General features: G+C 59.7%; 9 protein-coding genes. 4 read left to right on the plus strand and 5 right to left on the minus strand.

The window, feature by feature from the left end; all coding sequences use genetic code 11:
* The 3 genes from K3148_RS07260 to K3148_RS07270 all read left to right on the plus strand — a co-directional run bounded on the left by K3148_RS07260 (position 1) and on the right by K3148_RS07270 (position 4,562).
* Positions 1-945: a toll/interleukin-1 receptor domain-containing protein gene (locus K3148_RS07260; RefSeq protein WP_221424193.1), complete on the plus strand. Its 945-nt coding sequence runs from the start codon at positions 1-3 to the stop codon at positions 943-945.
* Positions 938-1,102 carry a hypothetical protein gene (locus tag K3148_RS07265; protein WP_221424194.1) on the plus strand — a complete coding sequence of 55 codons (165 nt, stop codon included), beginning with the start codon at positions 938-940 and terminating at the stop codon, positions 1,100-1,102. Before K3148_RS07260 ends, K3148_RS07265 begins: the two co-directional genes overlap by 8 nt.
* Positions 1,103-1,163: 61 nt before the next feature.
* Positions 1,164-4,562, plus strand: coding sequence for a TM0106 family RecB-like putative nuclease (locus K3148_RS07270; RefSeq protein ID WP_221424195.1), 3,399 nt, complete (start codon positions 1,164-1,166; stop codon positions 4,560-4,562).
* A 20-nt stretch (positions 4,563-4,582) separates the two neighbouring features.
* On the opposite strand, the gene K3148_RS07275 is transcribed toward K3148_RS07270, so the two are convergent.
* Genes K3148_RS07275 through K3148_RS07290 form a run of 4 tightly spaced genes read right to left on the minus strand, consistent with a single transcriptional unit; the run spans position 4,583 to position 10,271 of the window.
* Complete coding sequence (locus K3148_RS07275; RefSeq protein ID WP_221424196.1) at positions 4,583-7,054, minus strand: phospholipase D-like domain-containing protein; 2,472 nt, start codon at positions 7,052-7,054, stop codon at positions 4,583-4,585.
* Positions 7,032-8,564 (minus strand): hypothetical protein, encoded by a 1,533-nt coding sequence (locus tag K3148_RS07280; protein ID WP_247711508.1) that lies wholly within the window; start codon positions 8,562-8,564, stop codon positions 7,032-7,034. Before K3148_RS07280 ends, K3148_RS07275 begins: the two co-directional genes overlap by 23 nt.
* Positions 8,565-8,619: 55 nt before the next feature.
* Positions 8,620-9,915 carry a type II toxin-antitoxin system HipA family toxin gene (locus tag K3148_RS07285; protein ID WP_221424197.1) on the minus strand — a complete coding sequence of 432 codons (1,296 nt, stop codon included), beginning with the start codon at positions 9,913-9,915 and terminating at the stop codon, positions 8,620-8,622.
* On the minus strand, positions 9,912-10,271 hold the full coding sequence (locus K3148_RS07290; protein ID WP_098104470.1) for a helix-turn-helix domain-containing protein: 360 nt from the start codon (positions 10,269-10,271) through the stop codon (positions 9,912-9,914). Before K3148_RS07290 ends, K3148_RS07285 begins: the two co-directional genes overlap by 4 nt.
* 149 nt (positions 10,272-10,420) lie before the next feature.
* On the opposite strand from K3148_RS07290, the gene K3148_RS07295 reads away from it, so the two are divergent.
* The gene (locus K3148_RS07295) at positions 10,421-10,624 is read left to right on the plus strand and encodes a hypothetical protein (RefSeq protein WP_345719520.1); all 204 of its coding nucleotides are present in this window, start codon (positions 10,421-10,423) and stop codon (positions 10,622-10,624) included.
* Here K3148_RS07295 and K3148_RS07300 read toward each other — a convergent pair whose 3' ends face one another.
* Positions 10,625-13,336, minus strand: coding sequence for a conjugal transfer protein TraG N-terminal domain-containing protein (locus K3148_RS07300; RefSeq protein WP_221424199.1), 2,712 nt, complete (start codon positions 13,334-13,336; stop codon positions 10,625-10,627).
* Positions 13,337-13,346: the final 10 nt, after the last annotated feature.

The following is a 13,346-nucleotide window of genomic DNA, read 5'->3' on the forward strand; positions in this document are numbered from 1 at the left end:
GTGAAGGCTTTCATTTCCTACTCGCACAAGGACGCAGGCGCGCTCGACCGGTTGCACACGCATCTGGCGATGCTTCGTCGTGAGGGCGCGGTCGAGGCCTGGTTCGATCGCGAGATTCTGGCGGGTGGGGAGCTTGATGCCGAGATCACCGCGCAGCTCGAAGGGTGCGAACTCTTCTTGCTGCTTGTCAGTCCTGACTTTCTCGCTTCCGACTATTGCGTGGAGCGTGAGATGCAGCGCGCACTCGAACGTCATGCTGCAGGGGATGCCCGGGTTGTCCCAATCATCATTGAGCCTTGTGATTGGGCGGCATCGCCGCTGCGACAGCTGAAGGCGCTTCCGCGCGACGGCAAGCCGGTTAGCGAATGGACGAACGAGAACAATGCCTACCTCGATGTCGTGAATGAAATCCGCCGTATCCTTCGCACCGAAGACCGGCCGGATACGGGAGATGCCAGCGCGGCGGTGGCCGTCGCCACCGAAGCAGGGGTCGCGGCAAGGCGCTATCGCGTCAAGCGGGACTTTGATGAGATCGATCGAAGCGACTTTCGTACAGCGGCATTCCGATCGCTGCGAACCTACTTCGAGCAAGCCATCGCCGAAATCGATTCGATCGACGACTTGCGCGGACGCTTCGCGCCGCTGACGGAGACCTCCTTCAGCTGCACCTTGGTCAACAAGGCGCGCGACCGCGGCGTGGCGCACATCACGGTGCATTGCCGCGGGGCCAGTCACGGCTTTAGCGACATATTCTATTCTTTTTCGGAGAACGCGCCGGACAACACGGCGAACGGCGGCTTCAGCATCAAGGCCGACGAATACGAACTGTTCCTTGCGCCGATGATGTTTGGCTACGGGCGCGAAGATGAGCGTCTGACCCCTGAGGGTGCGGCCGAGGCGCTTTGGGCTGAATTCCTGCAGCACGCGGGAGTGACCTATGACTGAGATGGTGCGGTTCCGTTGCCAGAACTGCGGCTACCGCTTCGATACGGAAGTGCTCGACGAGGCCGAACGCCGGGAAGCGCGGCGCCTCGATCGCCCCACATCGGCGGTTCATTGTCCGCAGTGCCATCGCACCGACATCCGTCGCGGCTGGGAGTAACCAAGCGCGGTCCAAGCTCCGGAAGTGAAAAGTTGCCAGGTACCCAAGGAGGGCAAAGCTCGTGAAAATCCAGAATGATCAGCTTCGCTTCAGCGCGACCGATTTGGTCGGCTACCTCAATTGTCGGCACCTGAGTGGTCTTGAGCACGCCGTTGCCAAGGGTGAGCTGTCGAAACCCAAGTATTACGATCCTCTGCTCGAAGCTCTGTGGGAACGCGGGGCCAAACATGAGCAGGACTATGTCGAGCACCTGGCATCCCTCGGGCTGCACGTCGTGCGTATCGACGGTGTTGAAGTTACGGATGAAGCTGTTGCGGCGACACACGAGGCCATGGGAGCAGGCGTTGACGTCATCGTGCAGGGCGCTCTGCGTTCTGGCGCATGGGTCGGTCGCGCCGACATCCTCCGGAAGGTCGATACGCCGAGCGATCTCGGCGGTTGGTCCTATGAAGCCGTCGACACCAAGCTGGCCCGCGAGACCAAAGGCGGGACGGTCCTCCAGCTTTGCCTCTATTCCGAGCTCATCGGCGAGGTTCAGGGCCGTATGCCGGAGTTTGCGCACGTCGTTCCACCCTGGACCGATTTTGTGCCCGAGCGCTATCGCGTTTCCGATTTCGGGGCATACTACCGCCAGGTAAAGGGAGGAATGACGGCCAATTTCGCTTGCGGGGATCCGCAGGAGTCATATCCGGAACCGGCCGCGCATTGCGATATCTGCGTGTGGAGCACCCGCTGCGACAAGCAACGCCGCGACGATGACCATCTTTGTCTCGTGGCAGGGATTTCGAGCCTTCAGATCGCCGAACTCAAGGCGCACGGGGTCACGACGGCTTCGCAGCTTGCCGAACTCGCCACGCCCTTGCCCTGGAAGCCAGAACGCGGCTCGCTCGAGAGCTTCACCCGCGTTCGCGAGCAGGCCCGCGTTCAGCTGGAAAGCCGTCTTGCAGGAGAACTCAAATTCGAGCTCCTTGCACTAGTGCCCGGTTTTGGGTTGGCTTGCCTGCCCGAGCCCGATGAAGGCGATATCTTCCTCGATTTCGAGGGTGATCCCTTCGTCGGAGAGCATGGTCTCGAATACCTCCACGGCTTTCATTACATCGACGGCGGAGAGACGCGCTATCAGGGGCTCTGGGCGCTCGATCGCGAGGCAGAAAAGGCAGCATTCGAAACCTTCATCGATTTCGTTATCGCGCGGCTGGAAACTTATCCCAACCTGCATGTCTATCACTACGGGGGATACGAGCCGGGAGCGCTCAAGCGGCTCATGGGCCGCTATGCCACCCGCGAGGATGAACTCGATCGGCTGTTGCGCGGCAAGGTTCTGGTCGACTTTCTCAGCGTCGTGCGACACGCAATTCGCGCTGGCGTCGAAAGCTATTCGATAAAGAAGCTCGAGCCTCTCTTCGGCTATGAACGCGATGCCAAACTGCCCGACGCGAACCAGGCTCTGACGCGGCTGCAGCTGTGCCTCGAAGCGAACGATCCCGCAGGGATCGAGGCCGAGGATCACGCAACCGTCGAGGCTTACAACCGCGATGACTGCGTTGCGACGCGATATTTGCGCGATTGGCTGGAAGTGCAGCGGCAGAAATTGGTCGAACAGGGAGCCGATATTGCGCGTCCGGAGATCGCCGATGGCGCACCAAGCGAAAACCTCTCCGAATGGCTCGAGTTGATCACGCCGTTGATCGAGGAACTTACCGATGGGGTTCCGGTCGATCCGACCGATCGGTCGGCCGAGGAGCATGGTCGCTGGCTGTTGGCGAACCTGCTCGAATGGCATCGCCGCGAGGAGAAGGCAGGCTGGTGGGAATACTTCCGCCTGTGCGACCTCTCTGCCGAAGATCTGCTGGATGAGCGCGCGGGCCTCTCGGGTCTTCAGTACGTCGAGACAGTGGGTGGAACGGCAAAATGTCCGATCGATCGTTACAGCTTTCCGGCTCAGGAAGCCGACATTCGCCGAGGCAAGGGAATTAAGGTCCAGGGCGGCCAATCGGTCGGTTCTGTCGAGGACATTTCCCGCAGCCACCGGACTGTCGACATCAAGAAGACCTCCGCCATGGCGAGCGAGCATCCCGAAGCAATCTTCGTCCACGAGCATGTTTCATCGAAGCCCATGCAGGAATCGCTTGTTCGACTGGCACGCTATGTTTGCGAGCATGGCATGTTCGACGGCGATGCCTACCGGCCTGCCCGAGACATGCTAATGCGCGTGGCCCCGCAAGTCGGAGGCGATGCGCCCATCAGGATGGACGGCGAAACGCCGCTTGCCGCCGGTGTGCGGATTGCGCCGCTCGTTGCGTCAGGAGTGTTGCCGATCCAGGGACCACCCGGAACCGGCAAGACGCATACTGGCGGGCACATGATCTGCGAGCTGGTGAAGCAAGGCAAAAAGGTAGGGATCGTAGCCAATGGTCACGACGTGATCCGCAACCTACTCGACAAGGTTATCGAGGTTGCCGAGGAAACCGCCACGCCGCTTGTGTGCATTCAAAAGCCGAAAGGGGGTTCAAAAGAAGAGGCCACCGATCGACTTCGCTTTGCCAAAAAGAGTAACGGTGAGGTCTTCTCCGCTTTGCATGGCGAATGCCAGGTCGCAGGCGGGACAGCGTGGCTGTGGTCGACCGAGGACGCGTTTGAATGTCTTGACGTTCTTTTCGTCGATGAGGCCGCGCAGATGTCCCTCGCAAATGTGCTCGCGGTCTCGCAGGCAGCCAAAACGCTGGTCTTGCTTGGTGATCCTCAGCAACTCGACCAACCAATGCAGGGAAGCCATCCGGACGGCACTGGATGCTCGGCTCTGGACCATCTCTTGTCGGGGAAACAGACGATAGCATCTGACGAAGGACTGTTCCTTGACGTTACCTGGCGGCTGCATCCCGATATTTCCGGATTCACTTCAGAACTCTTCTATGAGGGCAAGCTTGAATCGAAGGAGGAAACGGCTGGGCAACGCGTCAATGCCAGCGGCATCGCCGGGGGCACGGGGCTCCGCTTCTTGCCCGTCGAGCACAAAGGCAATCAGAACTGCTCTCCCGAGGAGGCCGATGTTATCGCAGCCTTGGTAGGCGACATCCTCCAGCAAGGAGCGACCTGGGTTGACCGGAATGGGGAAGAGCATCCCGTCGGAAGCGATGACATCCTGATCATCGCGCCGTACAATGCCCAGGTCTTCGAAATTCAGCAGCGCCTGCCACAGGCGCGGGTTGGGACCGTTGACAAATTTCAGGGGCAAGAAGCGCCGATTTCAATCTACTCCCTGGCAAGCTCCTCGCATGCGGACGCTCCGCGAGGCATGGAGTTTCTCTACAGTCTCAATCGCCTCAACGTAGCGACATCCCGCGCGAAATGCGTGACGATCCTGGTTGGCTCTCCGCAAGTCTTCGAAGCCGAGTGCCGCACGCCGAGACAAATGCAACTTGCAAATGCCTTTTGTCGCTACCTCGAGAGAGCGCAATGAGCAGGCCTGCAGGTTCACGCTCAAGATGCGTCGGCGTTCGTGAGTTGCTGGTTGAGCTGGGTATAGTGTTTAAGGAGAAGCTCTGTCTCTTCGCGATCAATGCCTAGAGCAGCATCCAGTTTGCCGACAAATTCGAGTTCGGCCTCTTGATCGAGCCGCGGCCAAGATTGGGTTGCTTTCCAGATCGCGATTGCACTTTTCGTCACGAACCCTGCCAAAGCCGCCTGCTTGTGGTCAGCAACTGCCATCACTGAACGCGCAAGCGCCCATCGCGTGATCGCCACCAAGGCAAAGCAGTCGAAGGGCAGTTCTGTCTGATGCTGGCCGATCGAAATCCGTGACAGCAAAGCTGCCTCCGATTTACTGCCCTGCCACAGGCGTTGGAGAATTCGTCCAACTCGGACCACAAACGCGCGCTCGCGATCGTGTTGCTTGGGCTCTAGGTCCAGTGCGAACAGCTGGTCTCGCCGTTCGCCATCTTTGACCTGGAGCGGGCGACGGCACGCTTCGACCATCAGTCGAAGAATGAAGCAGACTTCCGCGGTGAGCTTGCGAGGCGGAGGGGTTTCCTCGGCAGCCAACCGCGCGATGTAGGCTTCGAAGCAATCGACAGCTTTCAGGATGTCGAGGGTTTGCCTTTCGGCCTCATCACGTCGGTACGTACGCGGTTCTCGAGGCGGCGGGTCCCCGTTATCGCTAGCTCCCTGATCGCCGGACTGATGCGAATTGTTATCTCCGTCGCTTCCATCGGCTCCATCGCCGCCGTCGGGCCCCTCGTCGCGATAGAGGTCATCCTCCTCCTCATCCGCCTGGCCGATGCCACGAAGAATGATCCTTAGGAGATTGACCGCATCGGGGTCGTCGAAATTGAGCCGACTGCTATCGCCCTTGGACGGTGCGCTGGCCGACATTGCCTCTCGGAAGGCTTCAGGACTCTCGTAGTCGAAGACGACGTGGTCGTCCCCGTCCGCTGTTCCTTTGCCATGGGTCTGGCCAATGGATCTGACCACTTTTGCCGCCTTTCGGCGGCTCTCGGGCGTTTCGGAGAAGATGATCGCGGCAAGGCTGGCAAGTTCGAGAAAGTCGCCACCCTCGAGTTCCACTTTCGCGAACGCCGAGCGTAACCGCTTGTCTCCCAAGCCAGGTGCAGCGTTGGTTAAACTGACCGCATCGTTCACGATGACGGCGCTGGTGAGCGTTCCGTTGTTCAGCCGGATCCGTGCGATCAGCGGAAACCGAGGTTTGGTCGGCAAATCGAGTGCATAGTTGCCGCTGCGGACGCTCGAGAATTCAAACTCGCCCTCGGGGATCACGAGTACCGCGCCCTCCGGATCGGCAATTCGTTTCGATGGCACCCAGCGCAAGCTGCTTCCCGCCGCTTCGATCGTGCCAAGAGGTAGCGGTGCGCCGGGTTTCGCTTCGAGCAGTTCCTTCGTCGGCTCCATCAAGTCGGATGGGTTTATCGTCGATGACAGGTCGAGACCCAACAGCTTAAGTGCGGAACCCGGCGGAAGACGGCGATAGACCGAACACTCAGCGTTGCGCGCTGCGAGGTCAGTAAGGCCCAAGGCGTCGTCGGAACAGTTAGCACTGCCGTAGACAATATGGTCCCAATCCTCCGTCTGGATCACAAAGACCTTGGCATGGATAAACCGCGCGCCATCGTTGCCATCGAAAACCCCGGCAAAACTGACTTGCGGAATGCGATGGAGTTGATCGACGGGGAACTCGGGGCTGTGGGCACTGAGAGCAATGGTTGTCTTCTCAGGCTTCAAAGCTTCGATGAGGCCGAGCAGGCCTTCGAGTTTTGCGTCCCAATAGGGCGAGAGCACGACAAGCTGAGTCACAGCTGCGCCCTCGACCAGACCGACTATTCGGCTTAGGATGCTAGGTCCGCCACTGGCGTCCTCGCACAGCAGATCGATCAGCGTACCATCATTAAGTTCGACCGGACCTTCATTCGCCTCAGTCTCGAACAACCACGCGGCATCGCGTTCGATGAGGTCGAGTTTGCGCTTGACCGCTTCGAGGCCCGCTTCCTGGAGCCACTTTGAGAGATAATCGAATGCCTTGCGGATTAACCGGCGATTGGCGTTCTCCTCACCATCGTTGCGCTTGCGCCACCACTCGAATTGGCCGACGATCTCGCGATTCCTGCCCCAGCCTGCTGCGGTCGCGTTGGCAGATCCAACAATGACGCAGCCGGCATCACTGCCCAGTCGGACGCTGATTTTGGGATGGAATGCGCCAGGCACTGAAATTGGCAACAAGGCATAGGCCGTGCCGGCACGGCCAAACGACTCTGGCGTCTCGGATATGGCCCGCTGGAGCATATTGGCATCTGCCATCAATATATTGTTGTCGCTTCCGTAGACGCGCAGCCGATGATGCAGCGAGCCATCGTAGAAGGCCGCATCGACCGAGTAGGTTGTGACGATCGAGGTGTGGAAGCCAGTGCGCGCGAGATCTTTAAAGAGGCTGATGCTGTTCAAGGAACGCCTCCCCATCGCTCGTCACGCCATCGTCGCTGAGATACCCTGCATCTCTCAGAACACGGGTCAGATTGAACAACCGCGGCGTCGTGTAGCCGTACTCGCCCAGCAAGCCCTCACTGAGCAGGCCGTCTTCGACGAGGAAGTGATACGTGAAGGTTCCTGCCGTCGAGAGCTTGCGGCCAGCAATGATCTGATGGTCGATAACAACATGCTTCAGCATGACTGCGGCCAAGGCTTCACCGGCTGTCAGGCTCTGAGCCAGATCCAGGGTGCGCAGGACACCATCGAGCGAGCGACCGTCGGGGCCCGCCATTCGCGCGATGATCGGCCGGACAGCTTCGTCACCTTTCGCCCATCGTGCCCAGAGCACAGCGAGCAGCTTGAATGCGCACAACATGGTTTCTTCCGCCGGCCGCACACCATTACCCAGGTCTTGGAGTATGGGCTCGATCAACCTCAGTTCATCAGCTTCGGAGTCAGTCGCCAATGAACTGGCCCATTGCGACCAGCTTTGGTTGCTTGCCGGAAGTGAACTTGCGATCACCTTCCCGATCAGGTCCTTTGGTTCGATACCAGAAGGATGGTCTTCTCGTTGCAAGCCGGTCAGCGCGTTCAACGCACCAGCCAAAGCAACCTGCCCGAATTCGTTGGCCTGGTATGCACGCCAGCGATCAAGCGTTTCGGCAGACTGATTGTACACATCGTCATTGGGCAATCGTCGGGCATAGAATGCTTTTCGAAGTGCATCGATGTCGCCGGGGGCGACACCCTTACGTATGAGGTCGAGAACAAGCCAGATCGTCGATCGCCGCGACAGGGCGTCCTTCGTCGTATCATGCGTGCCGATCAGGAACTCCCGAAGGACGGATTGCTCTTGAGATCCTGACGGAATCTTAGCCGGATGGATTGCGGCTCCGATATCCTGAAGCTGCTTGGCGGTTGCTGTGCCGGCAAGCAGTACAGCTTCAATGTTGTCGGCGACCTGTCCAATTGAGTGGGCAAATGCGGAAGCCACCGTTTCACCGCGCCCGTTTGTCACGGGCACCGATGAGCGGGTCAGCCACTCCATCTCGACCAGGGTTGGAGCATAGGCAACGCCATAGTTGCCGCGCGATGCCTGCAGGTAGGTTTGGGGCGACGTCCTGTCGTCGGTGTAGGGGCGGAAATCTATGCCGTTGACTGCGGCCTCGGAACGATGCTGGCTTGCCCAGTTCGAACCACCCAGACCGTCGCTGCCTTGCTGATCGTCTACGAGGGTGGCGAGGGCATAGAGGGCCTCGCCGCGACGCATGAAGTTGGCAAATTTTGCTGGGTCATCGGAGTGGTGGAGCTTTTCATACAAGCTGACCAGCCACGGAAAATATGCGTAGTATCTCAGCCTGTTGGTAATGTTGGTGATGTTCGGGACCAGAGATTGATAGATTCTGATGCTGGTAGCTTGAAGCCCAAGGGGGTCGAGGCCCATCGTCCAACTGCCCGTCTTGGTCCACAGCGGATCGCCGTTCAAAGATTGCCCCTCAATCCCCAAATCAATGTCCTCGCGCCAAGATGCCTATCGCCTTCTAGAACGATCTGAATCCCATCCTCGCCTTCTGCGCCATGGTACTTGGCACTCCGGCGTCTCGTGCAAATTGGGACCAGCGGTCTACTGCAGCACCGATCTCGGATATTATTGCTTTTGTCTCAATAGTTTTAAGATCAGCGAACTTTCCGAATACCAGCAGGTCATCGCGTTCGAAGCCGTCCGTTTTGCCGGCCAGAGACATCTGGTGCTCGTTGGTCCAGTCCCCGTCAGGATTGTAGGCGTAGACGACATCGAATGCGGGCGAGAGGCTCCAGCGACCCGAGCTATCCATCAGGAAGGCGATGTTCTTGGTGTGGTCGTCCTGGTTGCGAATGAAGACATTGAGCAGCGCGCGGCGCACCTGCTCCTTGATCGCTTCGCGTCCGAGGCCGAGCATGCGGATGGTCTCAATCGCCTGCTCGTAGCTGTATGCGCGAGCGAGGTTGAAATCGAAATGGCGCATCGCGCAAAGCGACTGCATGTGGAGCTTCTTGCCGTCAGGCGTGCGGTCGAATCGCTGGGTCATGAAATGTGCCCGCCCGCCTTCTTCGTGCAGACGAGAGCGAGCCATGTCGATGCCAGCTTCTCGGGCTAGCAGATAGCAGGCGTATTCAAGCCGTCCGAAGCCCATCGGGTCGGCGAGTTCCTTGTCGGCATTGCCCGACACTCCATCGAATTTGACCAGCCATTGCGTATAGCCGGGCCCTGCAGTCAGCTGCCCTGAATGGAATTCTCCGGCCTCCTCATTCCAGGCGAGGACGGCCTTGGCCCGGGCGCCACCAGCAGAGGTGCCGACGCGCAAGATCTCTTGAAGTGCGCGATGATCATCTTCACCCTTAAGGACACCGGCCAGTTCTTCACGCGCAGCAACGACCCTGTTGGCGAGCTCGACAAGCGGAGCGATATCGACCGGTCGGCCCTGTTCACGGCGCTCACCGGTAGCAGGCTCGAATTCGAGCGCGCCCATGCCTCGGCGACCGGTATAGCAAAGGCGCTCGACCGGATCGAAGCTGTCGGCTGTGCGGCCCTGCTCGGCAAGCCAACGATTGATGAGGGCGTTGCCAAACTTGTCGGGTAGGCTGTCGGCCAGCATGCCCGGCAGCCCTTTGAAGGTCTCGTAATTCAGCGCGGGAAAATCGTAGACGCCGCTTCGTAAGGGCATTGTGAGCGGGGCGACTTCGATACCGCTGCGGCTGAATTCCGGGGTGTATTCGAAGACCCCGACATCGCGATCCTCATCCCACAGGACGGCGCCGATCTGACGACCCCAGAGATTGACTACGGCACGCGTCATGGGGCCTCGTCACCCCAGCTCCATTCCTCGCCAGCCTCACCTTCAGAAGACTTGCGCACCCTTTGCCGCGCTTTGCCGGTGTCGGACCGGGGATCGAGCGGGCTCAGCTTGGCATCCGGCATGACATCCAGCAGGCGGTCTTCAATTTCGAGCGCACGCATTATCCTGGCGAGGCTATCGATGGTCCCGCCATTACCGGCTTCCAGGCGGGCGAGCGTTGAACGCGAGATACCTGCCATTTCCGCAAGCTCGGCCTGCTTGAGATTGCGTGATATGCGATATGCTTCGATCTGCTTCCCGAGGTCGGATAGCAGCACCGATAGAGGGCGCAGGTCTGATGAATCATAATGGGGCATTATCGAGACATTATCTCCGATATGGAGCTTTGTGTAGCGATTTTGCGTCTTTACATGAAGGAGCTTAATGTGTCAATATCGAGACGTAAATTGGCTTATAACCGATAATGCATCAAATTTGCGACTTTATGTAGGCCGGAGTGATGGAAATGGATGACGAGAAGGAGCAAAACGACCAGACGGACTGGAAGGGTCTACGAGAGATCGACCGTGCCATCTTCGAAAATCGGCGTATGGAATACAGTTGGAAGAAGGCTCTAGCAGATCCTTGGGAACGACGCGGACTCTGGCTACTTGGGCTGGTCGTCGTCGCATTTGCGGCGTTCGTCATCCTGCAGGATTTCGTGCTGTAGCTATCTATTGCTCCATTCTTTGACGTCGTCTGCAGCTTCCTCACTCGCGCCCGTGGCACCTTCCGTCTGGCGATCAAGATAAGTTCGCACGGTTCCAATCCTGCCACGACCCTGTCGGCGCACCCGCTCGACCTCATCTGTGATGCCAGACCGATCAGGAGTATCGGGCATTGAGGGACCACCCGCAGAACCCACGGCTCCTCTTGCGCGTACCTGCTCAGCACTTCCGATCCCGGGGCGGCTGACAGGAGCGAAGTCCGGCAGCGAAAGGTCGGCTTCGATGTCGTCTTGCAGGCGATCAGCATAGCTCTCGACAAACCGCGATTGCAGCTGCTGGCCGCGGGCGCTCATCTGGAACTCGATGTCGTCGAACCGAACCGGCCCGTAATAGTCGCGATTGGCTTCCATCTCAGCCATGCCCCATTCGCGATAGGCCTGGCTCAGGTTCAGCGTGCCTGCGGCGCTGTTGGCCTCGTACCAGCTGGCCTGGTTCTCGAGGCGGCTGGCCATCTCTTCGGCACGACGCGCCTCTCGCGTATAGCTTTCGGCTTCTGTCAGCGATCGGCTGAGACCCGACGAACTGGTCGACACCTGCGATACCGAGCTCGAGCTCGTCTCGCGCAGGAAGCCTTCACGCGTGTTCGACCAGTTACGGCTATCCGAAAGCTGCCGCAGCGTGCCCATGATCCTGCCACGGTCTTCCGAGGCGATCCCGATATCGCTGTCGGTCCACGACTGATTTCGGCCACCGCGGACGCCAGCCTGCGCGTTTAGTACTCCGCCTTCGGCCTTTGCTCCGGCTCCTGCTTCGCCGTTAAGGAACCAAGAAATAGTAATGTCGTCTGACGCGCGCCGCGACAGGCCAAACTGCTGCTGGAGTGTCCTAGAGGCATTGTCGACTTCGCTGAATGCCGTGCCGATGCTGTCGTTCGTGCCGACGCCGCTGACCGTGTCGGAGCTTTGACCCTGGCTGTAGGCGTTGCGGATCTCGCTGAACCGGGTGAGCGCAGAGCTCGTCGATTGCTGGGCGAGGTTGGCATAGGTCTCGCTCTGCGTCCGGCTCTGGCTCGCCATCGTTCCGAGGCGGCCGGTGAAGTCCTGCCCCAGTGTCGGCGTGAACGGATAGCTTGAATTCGGGACAGCAGCGAACTCGCCATCGGGGAAGCTGGTAGTCTGCGTGCCGCTATCGCTGAAACCACGGGTCTGCGTGGCGCCATAGGCGATGTTGGGGGCAAGATTGCCCTGCGCAAACTGGCGGGAAAACACCGTCGAATTGTCGATGTTCGAGTTGCCGAGTGAGACATTGCCGGTGCTCGCTTCGCGCGAGGCTTCCTCGGCCGCGTTCTGACTCGGGTTGAGATAACTCGTTGCCTGGCCCGAAATCGCCAGCGCACCACGTGCCACCCCACCGGCAAGGAACGGGATCGAGGCGACAAGATAGCCCGCCAAGATGCCGATATCGCTGTTGACGTCGCTCATGCCGGCAAAGGTCGCGAGGCTGAGGCCTGTGCTGCCGCCAGCGGCGGTGACATCGCCCGCGCCTTTGAACATCAGGATCATGTGCAGGATGACGAAGAGCGGTCCCCACGCCGCAAGGTAGAAGAAGCCGGTGACGTAACCTCTCAATGCAACGGGTCCGGTCCGCGGCATCAGGAACAGCGGAAACAGGACAGGAAACAGCGCGTAGAACACTACCGTCAGCACGACATTGAGGATCGGGACCCATTTCATCGCGTTGTGCGCGATCGAGGAATAGGTCCGCTCGGTCTGAATATCGGCCCGGGTCTGCGCGAAGACGTCGATGCTGCCGGTGCCGCTCGCCCCTGCAAAGCCGTGCATGGCCTGGTTCATGGCATTGATCGTCAGCACCTGGCGGAAAATGTCGCTCGCGCTGCGCGAGATGCCGGTGAGATACTGATAGGCAATTGGGAGGTCGGCCATGAGCTTGGCCTTGGCGAGCGCTTCGGTCTGGCGTGGATAAAGCTGACGCCCCGCGACAAGCGTCATCTCGTCAATGAGGCTCGCCCATTGCCCCGACAGCGCGGTGTAGGCTTCGCGGCAAGTGATGATCGAGGCCGTCACGCTGTCGTCGGCCTGCCGGGTCAGGAATTTCTGCGCGCGCGCCGCGCTGCCCGGTGCAATCGTCGCCCAGATGTCATCGCTCTCGGACAGCTCCTTCATCGAGTAGCGGCCGAGCAGCAGATCGTAGAACACGCATTGCCGGACATGCTCGTCGAAGTTCGCAGCAAACTCCGGATCGGAAATGCGCAAGCTGCGCGTCGATTCAAGCAGCCGTGCGCCATAGATCATGCCGTTCTTGGAGTAGTTGAGGTCGTCCGGCAGGCCGAAGACGAGCTCGGCCGAGCGGGTCAGATAGTCCCCTGCCTGGCTGGTGAAGCTTGCCATCAGGGCGAGCCCGAGCGGGACATTGGCCACGGTTGCCGGTGCAAGGCTGGGATTGACCCGGTCGGTCACATGGACGTCCATGCGCGGCACCATCAGACACATGTAAATGAGCGTCGCGCCGAGGAACCAGTTGAGCCATGCGCGCCAGTCCTGGTTGAACGCGACCACGATGACCGCGAGCACCATGCCCATCACCAGCGCGACCTGAATGAGGCTTTTGTAGCCGCCAGCACCGGTCCAGGCGGCAACGGCGTTGAGGACATTGACGATGTACTCGCCGCCACCGACCGTGAAAATCTCGACCATGCTGCCTGAC

Source organism: Qipengyuania aurantiaca, from assembly GCF_019711375.1.
In the GTDB taxonomy this organism is placed as follows: domain Bacteria; phylum Pseudomonadota; class Alphaproteobacteria; order Sphingomonadales; family Sphingomonadaceae; genus Qipengyuania; species Qipengyuania aurantiaca.